The sequence below is a fragment of the Ochrobactrum sp. WV_118_8 genome, assembly GCF_039631535.1.
GTDB lineage: Bacteria > Pseudomonadota > Alphaproteobacteria > Rhizobiales > Rhizobiaceae > Brucella > Brucella anthropi.
On the sequence record NZ_JBDIUZ010000002.1, the window covers coordinates 966,980 to 985,911 of the forward strand.

Here is an 18,932-nt window from a genome sequence, read left to right on the forward strand (position 1 = left end):
TGAATGAACTAGTCTGAAACACTGGTTCCCTTTGCCAGTTCGTACAGACTCGCCCGGCGCCGAAAATCGGCTCCGATTTCGAAGTGCTGATGCAGCAGATCATCGGCCTGAACGCGATCGCGGGCGGCAAGGGCCTCGAGGATCAATCGATGATGATCAATCAGGAACTCCTCGATTCCTTCGACTTGAATTATCTTCTCGCGGCGTTCCAGGTGCGAGCGCATCATGAGCTGCGATATCGAGGCATAGATCGTGACCAGCGTCGGCGAGTGTGACGCAGTGACGATTGCCTCGTGGAATTTGAAGTCTGCAGTGCCGCCCGCATCCGGATTCTCTATCGTCTCGATGATTTGCCGCAACGCAATTGCGATATTCGCAAAATCCTGTTCTGTCGCTCGCTGACACGCCAGACGGACGGCGTGGTGCTCGATGGCCTTTCTGGCCTCCATGATGTCACTCGTGATATCCGAGCCATGTGCGAGCATGAAGCTAAATACATCGCCCAGTGCCGATGCGTCCGGCCTTTTAACAATCGTGCCGACGCCATGCCTGATCTCAACGGCGCCGATCATGGAAAGCGCGCGAAGGGCTTCCCTGAGCACAGGCCGGCTGACGTTAAGCATGGCTGCGAGTTCTCGCTCAGGCAAAAGGCAATCGCCAGCCTTCAATTCCCCAGACAGCAACTGGTCGCGAAGGAATGCAGAGACACGGTTATGTGCACCAGCTTCCTGCGTTTCGCGTCGGATTGATTTCTTTTCTGTCATCGCGTGTCCAAACCGTGGTCTTACCACTAATCTATCCACAGCTATCATACTGTCAAGCAGCTTGGATCGAATTTCTGCTAAACCACTGTTCCAGATATCGTTTGGTTGACGCCGCCAAGCCACAGGAGTCAGCTAAAAAGACACCTGGACTACACTTAACCTAGATTTCGGAGCCACTGCTTACAGGTATTCGGCGCGTATAGTTGCCGAATAGGAGTCTGCAGTCGTAAGCTATACGCCTGAATCTCGTGTTCCGACGACACTGCTCAAAAATTGCCGGGCGTGCATCCTATCCGCACTTAGTTTTGAATGACCGGATTGGGGCCGTGTGCGGACTGGCAGGTTTGAGGCGGGCGGATCGGAAAGCCGCCCGTACAAGGGCGCTTAACGTGCGAAAGTCTCTTGCAGGGAACGGCCATCCAGTTTGTATTTCGATGATTGATATGCAAGTGGACTAGCCTCATGTTGGGGGCTTAATTCTCCATAGATTTTGCTTTTTTGCATAATGCGCCGAGGTAGGATTTGGCTGGGAATAGAACGATAAAATTTACCGCTATAACGCGCGCTGGATACGAGTACCAAGACCTAGTCGGCATCGAAATGCTCATTCGGCATTATCGTGATCCAGCTTTATTCGAGTGGGTGCAACTTGAATCCGACGATCCGAGCGTCAGATCGCTCGACGACGTCGTGGCCAAGCGCATGGATGGGTCAGTTGAATACGTTCAAGTCAAGTTTACTGTAGATCCTACTGAATATGCACTCGATTGGGACTACCTCCTTTCGAAGAAAGCAAAAGGCACAAGCATGTTGGCCAAGTGGGCGAAGTCGTTCGCTCGCGCGAAGGCAAACGGACCCGTTCACAGCGCACAGCTAAAGACCAATCGTATTCCTTCTCCCGATTTTGCGGGTTGCATGAACGGCCCGCGCATCGATCTTGCGAAAGTGCCTACAACTACTCTTGCATTAGTCGAAGCCGAGTGCGGAGGCGCATCGGCGGCTGCTGACTTCTTCGATGTGTTCGCCTTCGATACTAGCCTTCCCGACTTAGACCGTTACGAAGCTCAACTGCGCGATCACCTCGTTCCGACCGACACTGATTCCGCCGGCTGGCTACTATTGCGAAATGAGGTCACACGCTGGGCCATTTTGCAGCGCGAACCTCCACCAGACGGCAAGATCCTAAGAGAGCATGTCGTTAGGCTAATTTCGAAGAAGAGGCCGCGTCCGCTTCGGCAGGACTTCTTCGTGCCCGAAGGGTACGAGCCGCCAAGCCCGACCTTCGACAACGACCTGCGAAAACGCGTTGCAGATCCTGCCACTCCGCTGACAGTTTTGTGGGGCACGCCGGGCCGCGGAAAAAGCACGTACCTGAGCTATCTCTCGCAGGAATTGCACACCGCCGGCGAAGCGGTCATTCGGCACCATTACTTCTTATCGGCGGAAGACTCGAGTGCAAACCGTACCTCATACACCTATATAGCGATGTCGCTGTACGAGCAGCTTCTCAGCCGGTATCCCGAATCTACGGCTGGCGTGACAGAGGATCCGAACAATCTAAGGCAAGGTCTTGCGACCGCTGCCGATAACCTGGCCCGCGAAGGTAAGCGTCTATATCTTATCGTTGACGGTCTCGACCACGTTTATCGCGACACGCACCGCACTGATCAACTAAATCATCTTTTCAACGCTCTGTTTCCGCTGCCCGACAATCTCGCGTTGATCGTCGGAACGCAGCGGGTTGCAGACGACCAGCTTCCTTCGAAGCTGTTGCTCAACGCCACGCCACCCGACTGGATTGATATCCCCAGGATGGATGAAGTTGCCGTCCGGCGTTGGCTCGAGACGCAAGATGGATCCCGGCCGATCGCCGTTCGTTGGAGCGACCGCCGCGCGGAAGAGATCGGCAAGATCGGCGCGGCACTTTTCAAAATCAGCCAGGGTCACCCTCTTCATCTAATATATGCTTTCGAAGGACTTGTTCGGTCCGGAGAACCATTGGACGAAGAGGTCGTCTTGGCGCTACCCCCTTGTCCGGACGGAGATATCCGCACCTATTACAAGAGTCTGTGGATCCGGATCGGTGAACGATCGCGCGCCGTTTTACATGCGCTCGCAGGATCCGACTTTTTCTGGCCAAGCGTGGGCATCCGTCAGTGTATAGGCGAATTCGGCGAGATCGCCTTTCTGCTGGAGCCGCACAACTCGGGAATAATTCCCTTCCATGGAAGTATCTTTGCCTGGGTTCGAGAGCGCGACGATCACAAAGAAAGCTACGAAGTCCTTTTGCCGAAAATCGTCGCGTGGCTCGAGAAAGACGCCCCCGAGTACTGGAGATGGGGATGGCTTTGGCTCACACAGGCTCGTGCGGGAAACACAACCCCTCTTCTGACAGGCACCACTAGAGCTTGGGCAGTAAACTCGCTCGCTTGCGGCTGGCCTGAAACGCAGATTCAAAACATCTTGGCCGCGGCAGAAGCGGTGACGTTTGCAGCCTTCGATTTTGCAGCAACCGTTCGCCTGCGCTCGCTAAAAACGCGCGTGAGCAACGTCCGCGAATACCAGGCCTGGGACTTCGGGGCTTTTAGAGGGGCCGCCTTGTCGATTGCGGATAATCGGCAACAGTCGCTCAACCTTTTGGATAACTTGGAGGAGCTAACCAACGAAGAATTGGCAGCGCTCGCTCGTCACGGTCCCGGAGCTCTGCGCAATGAGCTTGTCGAAGGCTGTTTTACGGAGCTGATCCGGCGAATAAATACGTGGATCGTGCTTCGTCATCGTCCCTTTGACGATTTCGAAAAGCTCACGAGGGCATTTCTCGAAGTCGCTGCGCTCGCCGGCGCAGAACGCGTGCCGCGGGTGATGAAGTTCATTCGCGGCTACAAGAAGCCCGAACCCTACGTCGCTCGATACGTAGAACTGCTGGCGCGAGTGCATAACCTGGAAGCTCTGAGCGATGTCGGCGACTCCTTGGAGGGCGCTAGATGGGCAGCGCTCAGACGAAAAATCCAAGAGCACATTCTTCGGTCCGCATTGTTCGTCGGCGCCGACCCCCTGCAAATGATAAAGAAGGGCCGCTTTAAGCAATCTCCCTTCGTCGCGGGAATGCTATCCTACAAGGCTCCGACACATAAGTGCGAAGTCGAGATCCCGCCTCCTCCGGCGGATCCGCTTCGCGAGCGTTCTACACCCGCTGACAACGTCGATCTACAAAGGCTCTACATTGACTTTTTCTGGAGCGCGCTTCGCGACGAGATTGCCTCGCCGGGGGGACCGTTCACTTACCCTGGTCTCACACGCGGTGGCTTAGGGTTCATAGATACGGCGCTGGACTGCCTCGAGGATTGCGCCAAAAGTCTCGTCTCCGGCGCGATGCCATGGACCTTTTCGACGCCATTCTTAATGGCTGCAGACGTTCCGAACATACCGTTCGCGGGTCGAACCGAGTCGGTCCATGCTCACTATCTAGGTTTTCGGAGTGCTCTCAATGTAATCGCCTTGGATGTGCATCTTGCGGGCCTACCCGATAAGAACTTTCCCGGCATACCTCCGGACGAGCTCGCGGCTGCGCGCGGCTCGGTGCACTGGATCGACGAAGTCTGGATCGATGTGAATGCAGAAGATCGCATCCGCTATCTCAGCGCAGAAGCGGCTGACGACCTTCTAGAAGAGTTGACTCAAAATCTCTCGGAAACTTTGTCCGAGTTCAACGAGAGGGCGGATCGGTGGACCAAGTACGCCTCACTATCGCATCTCTATAGGGTGGGCGATCCAGGATTGCTAATGCAACGAGCGTCGTCGTGCTTGCTTGGATATGGATACCGTAAGGATCTTTTTGCCTTCGAAGTCCTGCATAGCGTTCGAGACATGCACGCACACGATCCGAGCGAAACCGAACGCTGGATTGGGACGCTCGCCCCGATTGTCGATGCCATAGTCGACTTCACGGACGGCGACGAAACAAGGCATGCGCGTAGCGAGATCATCGACGTCGTCGCGAAAACGCAGCCGCACTTGCTGCCGAAATTCTATGTGCATCACCTCGATGCCGACGAATGGTATTTGGCCGACAAGAGCCTCGAGAGCTTCATTGATATCGCCGACCTGGAGGGTCCTGAAGCGGCTGCGCTCGCAGGGACGTTGCTCGATCCTGGAACGCTCGACGAACTTAGCAAGCGCGCACAAACGTCCGCCACGGCGCAAGCGCTTCTGGAGCGGCAAACGGCGTTTCTAGGCGGTTTACACACCCCCCGGGAGCGGAGCTATTCGACACCTGACAGAGAGCTGACACCTGAAGAGAAAAAGGTAACGGAGCAGGATCCAACCGCATTCGCTTCGAACGATTTCGCAGGGATAGCCAATGCCGTGGGCGAGCTGCATTTTCACTATTCCAAGAAGAAGGATTTTCTTTCCCGCTGGCTTCGCCATTGGCATGCCAAGGGTAAGTCTCGAGACGCCCTTGCGTCGATAAAGGCATATTTCGACGCGGGGAAAAGGACGTATGGCCTCGATGAATTGCTCGACGTTGCCTTCGAGGTGAGCTTGGAGGTCGAAGGCAAGGATGCCGCTTACCCCTGGCTGGTCCTAGCTCATACACGCCGTCATGGGTGGTCGAGCCACTACACTTCCGATGAGGAAGTTGAGGCCCGTCTCAAGACAGCCGCGCGCGTTTATCCGGACCGCTGGAAGGACTTCATTCGCGACACATCGGCGCCGGAGGAATATTTCGCTAGGCGCGGCGCCAGTTTCTCGATAGGTTTTCACCATTTAGTCCGTTATCTGCTGGTCGCCGGGCAAATAGCCGAGGCGATGAAAGTTACGGCTGCATTCGTTTCGACTTTCAAAGAGGAGACCGAAGACCAGCCTATCCCGGAGGCAACATGGCTTCGGTAACGGCACGCCACACTATGGCTATCCTCATGCAGCGGCTAAAATGGCCGGTGCCGATGGTGCGATGGCGAGCGGCCCGCGAGATTAGAGGATTGCTCCAGTCGGACAAGACGCGTGCCGACATGACGGCGGAGCTCTTGAACTTCCTGGATCTTTGCACGACGGAATCGGACGTATGCTCGGTATTGTGCTTGCTTTTCCTAACCGAGAGCAAAGCCCGGCCGAGTCGAGACGAGGTCGTCGAAAGGGTAAAATGCCCATCGATCCTCGCCGACATACTTATTGAGAAAACGTTCGGACCCGGTGCCAAGCTCGGCGGCTGGGAGAGCGCTCACTCCGGCGAAGCGCCCGGCTGGTTCGAGCCGGACAAGTATTTTCTTGATCACAAAGGGGCGCATATCCCACCCACGTTTTACAACGAGCTGGGAAAAATCGAGCGCTCGACCGGCCTGCCTCTCAGACACCAATGGGCGTGGGAGTGGCACAATCTACGCGAAAGACTTGGAACCCGTCTTACGTCGTATGCGCATTATTTCGACGAATACGGCGAGACTCAGTCCGGTGTGAAGGGACAGTATCTGCAACGGCAAACGGAAATCTTTCGCTCCGCGCATATTCGCACCTTCGCATTCGCAGTTTCCGAATGGGGCATGCCGCTAAGGCTGGCAGGCGATTACATGCTTGAGCATATTCCAGCAGTCGGGGGAATATTCGATCTTGATCCAAACCCAAAGCCCGAAGCCCTGCGCGACCTACCTAAAAAGGCTTCTGCAGACGGAAGCGATCTGGAGGGCGTGCTGGCCGAGTGGGTCGAAGCTAACCGAAACGTCGAGATGCCTGCCGTGTCTTTCAAGACTCCGACTCCTTTAGACCTGGCTAAGTACGGCGACGTAACCGTTGGCGCTTATTTCGTTTCCCCCGGTTTCGAGATGAGAGAAGACCACGGACCGTTTGAACCGATGGACTTCACGCTCATAACGAACTCGCTAACAATCGACGGTGTGGTGCGAGACGTCAACGCCGATGACATGAAGCGCGACGGAAAGGCCGGTTGGTGTGTGCCAGTATGCTCGTCGCTTTTTCCGATGCCATACGGGTTCTGGAGTTCTGACTACTTTGCTATAGGCCTCCCCCTCGTGACGCCGTATTGCCTCAACGAGGAAGCTATTATCCAGGCGAAGGCTGGAGCCTTGGAGCTTACGTCAAGGGACGCGATACTCTCACGGACGCGCATTTGGAATGACGTATGGACGCCTTCGTATGTCGGTGGAGGACATACGCGTTGTGGAGCAATCGCGGAACTTGAGAAGGCAAAATTCAAGGACCTTCCGCATCGCGCCCCTGATGGATCGAAGCTCGCTTGGTACATTGAAACCCGCATTTGGAAGCGGGCAACTGGGCACGGAGAATACGCGATGGAGAAGCGACGCGCGCTGATTATGGACGATGTGGTCTAGCTGTATTCGGCTCATCTTCATTACCTTGCGATGGGGTCAAATCAAGTGGGGGCGCGAAGTGAGCGATTGGAAACGCCGTCCGCTTGTGGGCGTCGCGTTCCGGACGCGACAACCCGTGAAGCGGACCGTCGGCTTTTAGTCCTTCGAAGAGGAAGCGCGAACGTCCAAATTGAAAGCGCAAAGCAGTCAATATCCGCCGAGCCCTGAAACAGACAAGCGTTTTCTGACAAGCTTTCAAGAATCGCCAAGTCGAAATGAAACTTGCAGAGGTTGAACATTTTTTGGGAGGGAAACGGCGACCAATAATCGCCGGGCCTCATATTGTTCTGCGGCTTATCATCTGAACCCTAGACCGAGTCCCGGTAGTCCTCTTGATATACGTTCTACAAAACTGGTCCTTCAGGCTTATGCTGCGGTGACCAATTCATCCAGCCAATCTTGGTCGATGATAAGCGCATCAACGCAATTGAAAGACTGTCAAGTTTTGCTCCGTTGCACCAAGCGAAAAGCGTCGCTTTAATCAGAGGCATCCAAAAGCTCTTTCCGCACGTCAAGCAAACCGTATCCTTTGATACCGCGTTTGATCAAACTACCCCGGAAGTCATTCGCCGTTTCGCGCTTCCGCGTGAATTCCACGAGCGTGATTTAAAGCGATATGGCTTTCATGGCCTCTCCTATAAGTCGATAATCGGCAGTTTTCCCAGAAACAGCCACAGCTTGCTGTTGGAAGGATCGTAGTCGCACATTTAGGCAGCGGAACCAATCTTTGCGCCATCAAGGCCGGCAAAAGCATCGATACAAGCATGAGCTTCCCAACACTGGACGGTATTCCGATGGCAACCCGCTGCGGGGCACTCGATCCGGGCTTGCTTCTTTATTTTCTGCAACAAGAGAACATGCTTCCAGACGCGCTATCAGATTTGCACTATCATCGCTCGGGCCTTTTCGAACTTTCGGGAATAAGCGGTGATACGCGCGATCTCCTTGAATGCAACACACCACAGGCCTGTGAGGCTCTTGAAGTATTCACTCTGCGTATAGCTGGTGAAATTGCCCGTCTTGCTTCCACTCTTGGCGGTCTCGACTCACTCATTTTCACTGCCGGAATTGGGGAACATCAGCCAGAAATTCGCGCTTTGGTTTGCCGACGCCTCTCTTGGCTTGGCATCCAACTCGACACCAGCGCCAATTCTCGAAAACCTCCGCCGCCTAACGGAGCCGGATATCGCTACCGATGCGAGGCGGCTCTAGCGGTGCCACCGCCGTCAATGCGCATCCAAAATCGCGCTTACGCATCATCCGCACGGTATTTGCGATGAGCATTTTGATCAGATTTTCACAACCCACTGTCCTGTCCTTTTTGCTTATCATGGCTATCCTTATCTAATTCACAGGCTTATTTATAAGCCCGCCAACCACCCTAACGTCCACGTGCAAAGCTTCATCGAAAAGGGGGCAACGACAACGCCTTTCGATATGGCAGTTCTCAACAAACTGGACCGCTTTCATCTGGCGATTGAGGCGATAAGACGTCTGCCATTAAATAACGAGGTAGCGCTACCTCTGATTGCCAACTTCGAGGAAAAACTGACATTGCATAAGAAATACGTTTGCGAGCATGGCGAGGACATGCCGGAAATCAGAGATTGGAAATGGCCTTACACCAGATGAACCAATCATCCTCAAAACGGCCCACGGAAGCAGCAAAGAACGATTAAATCCTCTGGCTCCTTAAGAACGGAGACAAACTGTTCTGAAGCTGCTTCTGCATCCGCGAGTATGTTGGAATAAACGTACGCGGCAAAAATAAAGCCTATCAGGTTGATAGAGTTGAAAAGCGTTGGTTGCATCTATTATAGTGGTTCTAAGCAGTTCTTCACTGAACGAATGTTGGCCAAGCATACGCTCTTAAAGGAGACTAGAATGTTCAAACATATTCTTATTGCGACGGATGGCTCCGAACTTGCAGAACGATGTGTTGTCCAAGGGCTCTCATTGGCCCAATTCCTGCGATGTAAACCCAATTCCTGCGATGTAAAGTAACTATTGTAACTGTAACAGCACCATATAGCAATTCGGGCATATTTGGAGGTATGCTTGATGATGAGGATATTGTCGTTAGATATAATCAAAGCTGGGAAAAATTTGCCTCCAAGGTTCTGGGTCACGCCAAGGACTTAGCAAACGATCTACGGGTTGAAACCGATGTTGTGCATCTTATAAATCCCATTCCATCGGATGCAATAAGCACGGCAGCTGACTCGCTCCACTGTGACCTAATTGTGGTTGCAACTCACGGTTATTCGGGAGTTCAACGCCTTGTTCTGGGCAGCCAAACCAATGAAATCATTGTGCAAGCGAGAACATCAGTGCTCGTTGTTAGGTAGTAGCGAAAGGCTTTCAACGACCAGCACGGCGTCTCCGCAATTGGGATTATTGGTTCATTTTCATTCAAAAGTGATGGCGTTGGCCGCATAAGAGCCCTTGTGTTTTTCGCCGACCTTCAAGAATTGCCATACGGTTAGCCGAAACTGACTCCGTTGCGATACAGGATATATGCCGCAACAATGAAGATTATCGTGGCGAATATTCGGTTTAAGACGTTCTTGTATGCACTCAATCGCGTGGCGAGCATCATTCCGAATACCCCTCCTATAATGCCACCTCCGATAAACTCAGCTGCAAGCCACCAGTCGATTAGACCGGAACTGGCATAGTTCAAAGCCGTGGCCAGTCCAAAAGCGCCCACCGAGAGAAGGGACGTGCCGATTGCGTTGATCATCGGCATACCTGTTGCCAACATCAAACCGGGCACAATCAGGAAGCCCCCGCCGATACCGAAGAATCCGGATGCCGCGCCAGAGGCAAGAGCTATAGCTGCTGTAACGAGACACATTCTTAGGTCGACCGGGCGGCGCTCGACGTCCAATCTCTTTTTGGGCTTCAACATGAACAGTCCAACGACGATCATGAGGATGCCGAACAGAAAGATGAGACGATCACCGTCTAAAGCTTTTCCAAGACTGGAACCGATAAGTGCCCCGATAACGCCTAGTGCAGAGAAGACAGCGCCACAGCGCCACCAGACGTTCCCCTTCAGGGCATGGCTCGTAAAATTCGCGAACGCGTTGACCGAAACAGCAAGTGCACCCGTACCGATGGCGACATGGGGCTGGCTCACACCGACAACATACAAGAGTAGCGGTGTTGCCAGGATTGAGCCGCCGCCACCGAGCAATCCCAGCATGAAGCCCACAACACCTCCGGAGCCAACTGCCGTAAAGAAAGAGCTACTCAACTCCGTCTGCTCCCAGTTCTATCATGCACGATCATCCCCACCAGCATGGCGATGACGAACAGAACGGTTTGTGGCAGCCCAACCGCAAGCGACGCAATAGCGGGACCGGGACAAAAGCCGCCAATGCCCCATCCCAGACCGAACAGCGCCGAGCCTATGATAAGAGGCGCGTCGATACGCCGGTTCGTTGGCACATGAAAACTGTCGTCGAACGCAGGATGCCGCATTCGTTTCGTTATCTGAACGCCAACGAAGGCAACGATGACGGCTCCACCGAGAACAAAGGCAAGACTTGGGTCCCATGCGCCGAAAATGTCGAGAAAGCCCTTGACGCGGACGGGGTTGAGCATTCCGGACAACGACAGTCCGAAGCCGAAAACAACACCTGAGGCAAGAGCCCCGCAGAATTGATAAATCTTGCGGTTCATAGACCCAGACCTCTCAGCACTGTAACAGCAATCACCCCGGTTGTCAGAAAGGTCGTAACCGCTACCATGGATCGCGGTGACAGACGAGCCAACCCCAAGACACCATGACCGCTGGTGCAGCCAGATCCCATGCGCGAACCAAAGCCGACAAGAAGCCCGGCTACGATGATCAGCGGCCACCCGGCAGTAGTTTGAACAGCTGGCCAATTACCGAACACCATCAGATATATGATTGGCCCTAATACGAGCCCCAGAACAAAGGCGAGGTTGGTCGACAGTGTACTTCCCTGTACGAGGCGTCCGACAATTCCGCTTATTCCCGCAATCCTGCCATTGAGGATCAGAAGCATCGCGGCGGAAGTGCCGATCAACATTCCTCCAGTAAGCGAAGACAGGTATGTGCTCATTTTGCCTTCTCCACGCAGAAGATGTCGTAAAGGGAGGCGACCAGGTGCGCCGCCTTGTCTTCGGTGAGCCGATAAAATATCTGCTTTCCTTCCCGACGCGTCTCAACGATTGAGGAACTGCGTAGCACTGTTAAATGCTGCGATAGATGCGGTTGATGAACATCGACTTTTTCCTCCAGCTCGCCAACGGAATATTCGCCTTCCACCAGGCTGCAGACAATCATCAGACGGGCTGGATGGGACAATGTCTTTAGCAAGTCAGCCACTTCGCCCGCCCGCAAGGACAGTTCTGCCGAAGATAGTCCGGCCTTCATCATTACCGTTATGTCTTTGGTCATTCCCATACAGCTCCTTCCAATGCATCCAGTGGAAACTTCAGGTAGCGCTTGCCGTTGGCTTCTGGCTCAGGCAGTCGTCCGCCGCGTATGTTTACCTGTAGCGCATGCAAGATGAGCTTTGGCATTGGCAGCGTTTTGTCGCGCTTGGTCCGTAAGGCAACGAAGGCCTCTTCCGATGCGCCCGCCAGGTGCGAATTGTACTTCTTTTGATCCGCCACAGTGCTTTCCCAACGCGGCGCACGCCCCCCCGGCTGGTAATCATGTCCGGTGAATATCCGTGTCTCATCTGGAAGTGCTAGGATGTTCTGGATCGACTTCCAAAGTGCTCTCGCATCGCCGCCGGGAAAATCCGCACGTGCCGTACCGCTGTCAGGCATGAAGATTGTGTCATGCACAAAGGCGGCATCGCCCACCACGTAAGTGATGGAGGCGAGCGTATGCCCCGGCGAGAACAGAACCCTGGCATCAATGGAACCGATCCTGAACGTCTCGCCATCGGCAAACAGCCGATCCCATTGTGAGCCATCGGTGGCAAGCTCGGGCCAGTTATATATTCCCTTCCACAGCTTCTGGACGTCGGTTACATGCTCACCTATCGCTGTTTTCGCGCCGGTTCTCTCCTTCAGATACTGGGCTGCAGAAAAATGATCGGCATGTGGATGGGTGTCTAGAATCCATTCGACAGTCAGGCTGTTATCGCGAACGTAATCGAGAATTGCATCGACATTGATCGTCGCCGTTGACCCCGACTTTTCATCAAAATCGAGAACGGGGTCCACTATTGCGCACATACCAGTTGCCGGATCGGACACCACGTACTGAACGCTGGAGGTTCTCTTGTCGAAAAAGCCTTTTACCTGCGGTCGATGGTCAGCAAAGTGTAGGAGCCACGATGCTGCGACACTGGTATCAAAGCCGAGCTGATGTCCGAATGGTACGACGTCTTCAACAGACATGCGTCCATCCAACACCTCTCCGATAAGATGAAGGTTGAGCGAACGCGTACCTGTTTTGCAATGCGCCAGCACGGGGCCGTCAGATTTTCTGACCGCCGCCTGAAACGCACGCACATCGGCTTCAGTGATCGTATTCATTGTGGCTGGAATATATGCATAAGAGAGATCGCATTGGTGGGCTGCATCGCATTCCGCTTGGCTTCCGGGCTGGTCTGCGCTTTCATTATCGGGACGGTTGTTGATCAGCGTTTTGAAGCCGCTTCGATCGAGTACACTGAGTTCTTGCGCGTTTGGCTGCGAAGACACCGACAGCTTCTCAGTTATTTTGGTGACGGGCATCTCTACCTCCGACGTTAATATTATATAATATACTATAATGTATAATATTAAGCTTTTCAAGCCTCCCTCGAAAAGGAAGATTCTCAAAACCTGCGCAGAAACTCTAACGAAAAAGGCAAAAGCCCAATCGCCGGAGAAGAATTCTATAACTTCAAATTTTCAGTCCACTGGCAAAGGGTCTCGATAGCGGTATGATGATATGAATCCAACGTCCGGAGGTAGCTCAATGAGCCGATTGCATACAGAAAACCACCTCGTATCTCGGATCGGATGGCTTCGCGCAGCGGTACTCGGCGCCAATGATGGTATTGTCTCAACGGCCAGCCTCATTATAGGCGTCGCATCTGCTTCGACGGGAACGACGCAGATAGTGGTCGCTGGCATCGCGGGCCTTGTCGCAGGCGCGATGTCCATGGCGGCGGGTGAGTATGTTTCTGTCAGTTCTCAATCCGATACGGAGTTGGCAGATCTTGCCAGAGAACGCAAGGAACTCGAAACTCAGCCCGAAGCAGAGCTCGATGAATTGATGCAAGCCTATATTGATCGCGGCCTAACCCCGGAACTGGCGCGGCTGGTGGCAGTACAGCTGACCTCACGCAATGCTCTGGAAGCGCATGCCCGTGACGAGCTGGGAATTGTCGAACACATGGAAGCACGGCCTGTGCAAGCCGCGCTGACCTCAGCGGCCACGTTCTCGATCGGGGCCGCCCTACCCTTACTGATGGCGGTCATCGCGCCTCCATCCATCTTGCTTTACGCGGTTGCTATCTCTTCCTTGTTGTTTCTGGCGTTTCTAGGCGCTATCGGCGCCAAGGCGGGAGGAGCTAATATGCTTAAGGCAACCGTTCGCGTCACCTTTTGGGGCGCATTGGCCATGGCAATCACGGCTGGTATTGGGGCTCTGGTCGGCACAGCGGTCTGATGATCGCTGTCAAACTTTTTGGATCGAGTTTTACCAAGAAGAATGATCATCGTTGGCAAGACGCCGGACAATGCGCATTATAATACGCTCATTCTGTAGCTTGGAAGACCACAAAGATGCGGTACTTGGGTGAAGATCGATCAAAGACAATCCTTTTGATTTTTGCCTTGTGCGGACTTGTGATCGGGCTTGGCTTGCATTTCTCCGGTTACTCATACGGGGCACGGCTAAGTTGGACTATAGCCACTCTGCCTGTGCTAGCGGCTTTGCTCGTCGAAATTCTCCGAAGTCTATTGCGAAAGGAGTTCGGGCTGGACATCGTCGCGGCGATGTCGATGTCGGCCGCTCTGGCATTTGGGGAAATGCTGGCAGCTTCGATTGTCGCCCTTATGTATACCGGCGGGGCCTTTCTTGAAAGCTTTGCCGAAGGACGGGCACGCCGTGAGATGCACGCTTTGCTGTCTCGTGTACCCCGAACGACAATGCGTTATATCGATGACCATCTCGACGAGATTGCCGTTGATACTATTCGCCCGGGTGACCGCCTTTTGATCCGTCAGGGAGACGTCATCCCCGTTGACGGAAGTGTAACTTCAGTAAAAGCTTTCGTAAACACGTCTGCTTTGACGGGAGAGTCACTTCCGATTTCGCTTACATCCGGAGCCGATGTGTTGAGCGGATCAGTGAATGCTGGCGATGCCTTCGATATTGTTGCCAGACACGAAGCAAAAGATAGCACCTACGCTGGCATCGTTCGCCTCGTAGAAGAGGCCCAGCATTCGAAAGCCCCAATGTCGAGGCTGGCAGACCAATGGTCTATCGGCTTTCTGATAGTGACTGTCTTAATCGCCTTCTGCGCATGGTTTTTCACGGGAGACCCGATAAGGTCGGTCGCCGTTCTCGTCGTGGCGACGCCATGTCCTCTCATCCTGGCGGTACCTGTCGCTCTTGTTGCCGGACTATCGCGCGCCGCTCATTTCGGCGTACTGGTGAAGGGTGCTCGTCCATTGGAGAACATGACTCGTATCAACACGTTGGTGCTGGACAAGACTGGAACACTGACAGACGGCCGCCCACAAATTACTTCAATCAACGCGCAGCCAGGATTGAGCGAAAATGATCTACTGCGTTTCGCCGCCTCCCTAGACCAGGTATCCAAACATCCGATGGCGCAGGCTCTTGTACTGGCCGCTCAGCGGCGCGGTATAAATCTTGTATTGCCGACCGACGTCAGCGAACTGGCAGGAGATGGCGTGGCTGGCAGGGTTGATAGCAAAAGCGTCGTTGTCGGCGGAAACAGCTTCGTTGAGAGACAGGTCAATGCGAAACTGAGTGAAATCCCCCATACAGAAGCTGGAGCGGCACTGATTGCAGTCGCGATAGATGGCAGCATCGCGGGTTATATCATTATGGCCGATCCCTTGCGCGGCGAAGTGGTCGATACGTTACGCGGCTTACGCAAGGACGGCGTAAAGCGATTAGTGCTGGCGACAGGTGATCGTGCTGCAGTGGCCAAACGCATTACCAAGGGCTTGGGGCTTGATGCCATCTACTCCGAGCTTTCACCCGATCAAAAGGTACTGACCGTGCTCAGCGAGCGTAAGAACGGCCCCGTGATGATGGTCGGAGACGGGGTCAACGACGCGCCCGCACTTGCAGCGGCTGATGTCGGCGTTGCCATGGGTGCGAGGGGAACGGCGGCCTCGGCAGAAGCGGCCGATGTCGTTCTTCTCGTAGATAGAATAGACAGACTTCGCGCCGGGATTGAAATTGCCAAGCGATCAAGGCGTATTGCTGTCGAAAGTGTTGTGGTTGGGATTGGTCTTTCTGTAATCGCCATGATCGTAGCAGCGTTCGGTTATCTAAAACCTGTTCAGGGTGCATTGCTCCAGGAGATAATTGACGTCGCTGTCATCCTCAATGCGCTTCGGGCGTTGAGAATCTCACCCAACATCGGCAAATGGACGTCATGGTAAATCAGAATGTGAACTGGTGAATAAGTCACCTACAGCTTCACACCGAATTGCTGTTCCTCCAGCACGCAATAAGAACAGAGCATTGAAGCGTAACCGCCTTGCCAGTACCGCGCCGGTCTTCGGACCAAGCACCATTAGCGCTGTTGCCCATGCATCCGCTTCGGCACAGGTACCTGTCACGACGGTGACTGACGCCGGAGGCCCCATCAAGGGAGCACCGCGACTTGGGTCCATGGTGTGCGACAGGCGGTAATCGTTGACATTAATCCAATGCCGATAATCGCCCGAGGTGGCGACCGCCGCATCCTGAAGGGCGAGAACCGAATGAGCTGCCCGACGATCATAGTCAGGAGCCTCTACTGCAATCGACCAAGGACTGCCATCTGGACGCAACCCGAGCGTCCGCACCTCCCCATCGATTCCGACGAGGCCGGACGAAATCCCGAAAGTCAGCAACCCATCCGCCAGACGATCCACGCCATATCCCTTGGCAATTCCATTGAGATCGAGCGAAACGGGAGCTGTCTTTCGCACCATTCCTGCCTCGATATCCAGTTCCAGGATTTCATGAGCGGGTCGGCGCTTGCGCTCAAGCGCTGCCCGTATCTGCTCCCGGTGAGCCTCCGAAGGCCCGAAACCCCAAGCGCTCACGGCGTCGCCCATACCAATATCAAACGCGCCGCCTGATGCACGGCCAATGTCGAGCGCAAGGCGCAAAACGTCCAGCAGTTGCTGCGGCACCTTTATCCAGCGTCCCACCGGCGCGGCGTTCAACTGCATCAGTCTGCTATCGGGCTTCCACGTGGACATTGCACCGTCCACTGCGTCCACTGCCGCCTGAAGTGCGACCCGAACGGGTTGGGGATCGAACCCCGCTGTTTGAGAGAACAATGCCGACCAACGTGTACCCATGGTAGGCCCGCTCAAAGCGTAACGTTGCATCTCAGTAGACGTCTTCGACATAACGTCCCTCCGCCTTGAGATTGGCCAATGTCTGCCCTGTGGAACCCAGAATGTCGACAAGAACCGACGAGACTCCGTTGGCCATATCGCGTCCGCCACACACCATGATCCGCGCCCCCTCCTGAATCAGCCGAGTGACTTCATCGGCTTCCTCCCGAAGAGCATGCTGCACATAGCGCGGCATTTTCCCGCGTGAACAACAAGAGCTAATCTGCGCAACTTGCCCCTTCTGCTTCCATTCGCGGAGTTCGTCGCCATAGAAAAAATCGCTATTCATCCGGCGCATTCCAAAGAACAGATGGATCGGGCGATGCCGCGTATTGGCGCGGATGAAGCCCGCCAAAGGCCCGATTCCGGTTCCGGCACCGATCAATATCAGGGGCGTATGTGTTCTATCCTCCGCATGGAAATCTGGATTGCGACGCAGGAAAGCGCTGATCGTGTCTCCAGGCTCCAGTTCCAAGAGCTGGGAAGAGCATAGCCCTCCCGGATGTTTTCTCACGACGATCTCGACAAAGCCATCGTTGCGTCCAGAAGCCAGTGAGTAAAACCGGGGAACGGTTGATCCCGAAGGAACGATGGCGAGGAGATCGCCGGCCACAAAGCGCCCCAGTCCGCAGCCACGCAATTGCTGCCAGAAGGAAAGCCTCGGCAAGGCAAAGCGCAGGATTGCTGCGGGCGCTTGCACTTCGGCACCATAATCACGGCGCGACACAAGCGTAAGCGGGACGGCGGCGGGTTGAACGGCCTGGTGCGTGAGTTCCAGGTCTATGCCCACCGCAGCACCGAGTTTCCGCCCCCATCGGGCAAAAGCCTGCGGCGACTGACGGTCCACTGTGTCAAAGGGTATGAGCATTCTCCATCCGGCGGCATGCGCCGTCTCCGTCACCGCCCGCGCGAAACCGCAGTAGGCAGGAAAGCTACTGTCGCCGAACCCGAGCACAACCAGCGGAATTGCCGAATCCGCTGCCTGAAGCGAGAGCCTTTCAACGAACCCCTTGGCCGAAGCGGGCGCATCGCCTTCGCCATAGGTAGCGGCCAAAATGATAATGCGCCGGACCTGCCGATAACGGCCTGGATCAAAGGCCGACATCGGCGCAGCGTGAACCGTCTGGCCAGAATTGGACAGCGCCGCATGCAATGTTGCTGCAAAACCCCATGTGCTACCGCCTTCACTGCCGACGAGAATGATTGTCTCCGCTCGTCCTGCTGCACAGTTTTCGTGAATGCGCGGCCTTCCGCGACGCCCGTCGGACCAGAGAAAAACGCCCGTACCCGCCATGACCGGAACGCCAAGAGCCATCAGGCCAAGGAGCAGCCCCAAAACGGAAGCCCCCCGTCCTGTATGCAGCATATAGATTGTTTCCGACAGGCGTCGCCACCCAGTCAGATCGCTCCAGCCGAGAAGCGCGCCCGTGCCTTGATCGATATAACCGGTTCCCCGGTCGGTCTTGAGGGTGAGAATGTCCGTGGGGTCAGACGGATCGGCGAATGACAGGCTGCGCAATTGCGCAACCTGAATCTGCCGCAACGGTTCCATCGTAGCCGGTAGCGCTCCGGTCCGGCCGCTTGCCTCGGTCTGCATGACCGGCGACACCGCGCCGTCCGGCAAGAGATCGAAGGTGGAAGCCGTCATCCACAGGGCCGTTGCAGACGAAAGGAAAAGTCCCGCTACGGCCAGCCGAGCGATTTCAACATGCAGACGCCCGGAAAGCGGGCCACGCAGGCGCGAAAACCAGCGCTGCCAGCCTCCGACCCGTCGTACGACAAGCGCCACCCCGGTCAGGTTCAGCACCAGCATGGCGGCAGCACCAGCAGCCATGACAATGCGGCCGCTATCATCGAGAAAGAGCGAACGATGCAGACTTGTCAGCCAACGTTCGACCGGATTGGGATCGGCGGACGCGGCACCCTGACCAGTAGAGGGGTCAATGACCGTCGCCCGGGGCGCACCGTTATCAAACCAATAGGCCGTCATCCGGCCGGACGGCGTCCGCCGGATTTGCTCTACTTGCGGATAGACCGCTTGAACACGCGCCGCCAGATCGGCGGTCGAAAGTGTCAACTCCCCCTGTGGAGACGAGACACTTTCGACAGCGGGAAAGATCGACAGGGCTGCACCGCTGATACTGAGCACAATCAGGAGCAACGCGGGAAGAAGTCCCACCCAACGATGGATAACTCGGAACATGGC

At 55.0% G+C, this 18,932-nt stretch carries 13 protein-coding genes and 2 pseudogenes; 7 read left to right on the forward strand and 8 right to left on the reverse strand.

The features are described from left to right. Nucleotides 1-8: 8 nt before the first annotated feature. A complete protein-coding gene (locus ABDF71_RS18525; protein WP_094514975.1) occupies nt 9-764 on the reverse strand; it encodes a FadR/GntR family transcriptional regulator in 756 nt (251 codons plus the stop codon). Between the two features lie 600 nt (nt 765-1,364). Between ABDF71_RS18525 and ABDF71_RS18530 the strand changes: the two genes are divergently transcribed. From ABDF71_RS18530 to ABDF71_RS18550, 5 genes and pseudogenes are all read left to right on the forward strand, one after another. Further along, entirely contained in the window at nt 1,365-5,657 is a 4,293-nt protein-coding gene (locus tag ABDF71_RS18530) for a P-loop domain-containing protein (RefSeq protein ID WP_258124560.1), read from the forward strand. Further along, the gene (locus ABDF71_RS18535) at nt 5,645-7,111 is read left to right on the forward strand and encodes a hypothetical protein (RefSeq protein WP_094514972.1); all 1,467 of its coding nucleotides are present in this window, start codon (nt 5,645-5,647) and stop codon (nt 7,109-7,111) included. The genes ABDF71_RS18530 and ABDF71_RS18535 overlap by 13 nt, the downstream gene beginning before the upstream one ends. Nucleotides 7,112-7,525: 414 nt before the next feature. After that, a pseudogene (locus ABDF71_RS18540) lies at nt 7,526-8,301 on the forward strand (acetate/propionate family kinase); the annotation flags it as partial. Between the two features lie 106 nt (nt 8,302-8,407). Beyond that, nucleotides 8,408-8,782, forward strand: a pseudogene (locus tag ABDF71_RS18545) (phosphoketolase family protein); the annotation flags it as partial. 374 nt (nt 8,783-9,156) lie between these two features. Next, nucleotides 9,157-9,498: a universal stress protein gene (locus ABDF71_RS18550; RefSeq protein ID WP_255411960.1), complete on the forward strand. Its 342-nt coding sequence runs from the start codon at nt 9,157-9,159 to the stop codon at nt 9,496-9,498. A gap of 134 nt (nt 9,499-9,632) precedes the next feature. Here ABDF71_RS18550 and ABDF71_RS18555 read toward each other — a convergent pair whose 3' ends face one another. Genes ABDF71_RS18555 through blh form a run of 5 tightly spaced genes read right to left on the reverse strand, consistent with a single transcriptional unit; the run spans nt 9,633 to nt 12,877 of the window. Continuing rightward, complete coding sequence (locus ABDF71_RS18555; protein ID WP_094514969.1) at nt 9,633-10,409, reverse strand: sulfite exporter TauE/SafE family protein; 777 nt, start codon at nt 10,407-10,409, stop codon at nt 9,633-9,635. After that, the gene (locus ABDF71_RS18560) at nt 10,406-10,837 is read right to left on the reverse strand and encodes a YeeE/YedE family protein (protein ID WP_063620591.1); all 432 of its coding nucleotides are present in this window, start codon (nt 10,835-10,837) and stop codon (nt 10,406-10,408) included. The genes ABDF71_RS18555 and ABDF71_RS18560 overlap by 4 nt, the downstream gene beginning before the upstream one ends. After that, nucleotides 10,834-11,244 carry a YeeE/YedE family protein gene (locus ABDF71_RS18565; RefSeq protein ID WP_063620592.1) on the reverse strand — a complete coding sequence of 137 codons (411 nt, stop codon included), beginning with the start codon at nt 11,242-11,244 and terminating at the stop codon, nt 10,834-10,836. Before ABDF71_RS18565 ends, ABDF71_RS18560 begins: the two co-directional genes overlap by 4 nt. Then, nucleotides 11,241-11,588 (reverse strand): sulfite-sensing transcriptional repressor BigR, encoded by a 348-nt coding sequence (gene bigR / locus ABDF71_RS18570; protein WP_094514968.1) that lies wholly within the window; start codon nt 11,586-11,588, stop codon nt 11,241-11,243. The genes ABDF71_RS18565 and bigR overlap by 4 nt, the downstream gene beginning before the upstream one ends. Then, nucleotides 11,579-12,877: a bifunctional sulfur transferase/dioxygenase Blh gene (gene blh, locus ABDF71_RS18575; protein WP_063620593.1), complete on the reverse strand. Its 1,299-nt coding sequence runs from the start codon at nt 12,875-12,877 to the stop codon at nt 11,579-11,581. The genes bigR and blh overlap by 10 nt, the downstream gene beginning before the upstream one ends. Before the next feature lie 226 nt (nt 12,878-13,103). Here blh and ABDF71_RS18580 point away from each other — a divergent pair, with 226 nt between their 5' ends. Next, nucleotides 13,104-13,799, forward strand: a complete 696-nt coding sequence (locus ABDF71_RS18580; protein WP_500061699.1) for a VIT1/CCC1 transporter family protein — start codon at nt 13,104-13,106, stop codon at nt 13,797-13,799. Nucleotides 13,800-13,915: 116 nt separating this feature from the next. After that, complete coding sequence (locus ABDF71_RS18585) at nt 13,916-15,775, forward strand: heavy metal translocating P-type ATPase (RefSeq protein WP_094514965.1); 1,860 nt, start codon at nt 13,916-13,918, stop codon at nt 15,773-15,775. On the opposite strand, the gene ABDF71_RS18590 is transcribed toward ABDF71_RS18585, so the two are convergent. After that, nucleotides 15,767-16,738 (reverse strand): FAD:protein FMN transferase, encoded by a 972-nt coding sequence (locus ABDF71_RS18590; protein ID WP_063620596.1) that lies wholly within the window; start codon nt 16,736-16,738, stop codon nt 15,767-15,769. The genes ABDF71_RS18585 and ABDF71_RS18590 overlap by 9 nt on opposite strands. Then, nucleotides 16,719-18,929, reverse strand: coding sequence for a PepSY domain-containing protein (locus ABDF71_RS18595; RefSeq protein WP_258125276.1), 2,211 nt, complete (start codon nt 18,927-18,929; stop codon nt 16,719-16,721). The genes ABDF71_RS18590 and ABDF71_RS18595 overlap by 20 nt, the downstream gene beginning before the upstream one ends. Nucleotides 18,930-18,932 lie beyond the last annotated feature (3 nt).

Coding starts and splice junctions, on each gene's coding strand:
- ABDF71_RS18560 (WP_063620591.1), bottom strand. CDS start 10,837: ATGAACCGCAAGATTTATCAATTCTGCGGGGCTCTTGCCTCAGGTGTT.
- ABDF71_RS18525 (WP_094514975.1), bottom strand. CDS start 764: ATGACAGAAAAGAAATCAATCCGACGCGAAACGCAGGAAGCTGGTGCA.
- ABDF71_RS18580 (WP_500061699.1), top strand. CDS start 13,104: ATGAGCCGATTGCATACAGAAAACCACCTCGTATCTCGGATCGGATGG.
- blh (WP_063620593.1), bottom strand. CDS start 12,877: ATGCCCGTCACCAAAATAACTGAGAAGCTGTCGGTGTCTTCGCAGCCA.
- bigR (WP_094514968.1), bottom strand. CDS start 11,588: ATGGGAATGACCAAAGACATAACGGTAATGATGAAGGCCGGACTATCT.
- ABDF71_RS18585 (WP_094514965.1), top strand. CDS start 13,916: ATGCGGTACTTGGGTGAAGATCGATCAAAGACAATCCTTTTGATTTTT.
- ABDF71_RS18530 (WP_258124560.1), top strand. CDS start 1,365: ATGCTCATTCGGCATTATCGTGATCCAGCTTTATTCGAGTGGGTGCAA.
- ABDF71_RS18590 (WP_063620596.1), bottom strand. CDS start 16,738: ATGTCGAAGACGTCTACTGAGATGCAACGTTACGCTTTGAGCGGGCCT.
- ABDF71_RS18565 (WP_063620592.1), bottom strand. CDS start 11,244: ATGAGCACATACCTGTCTTCGCTTACTGGAGGAATGTTGATCGGCACT.
- ABDF71_RS18535 (WP_094514972.1), top strand. CDS start 5,645: ATGGCTTCGGTAACGGCACGCCACACTATGGCTATCCTCATGCAGCGG.
- ABDF71_RS18595 (WP_258125276.1), bottom strand. CDS start 18,929: ATGTTCCGAGTTATCCATCGTTGGGTGGGACTTCTTCCCGCGTTGCTC.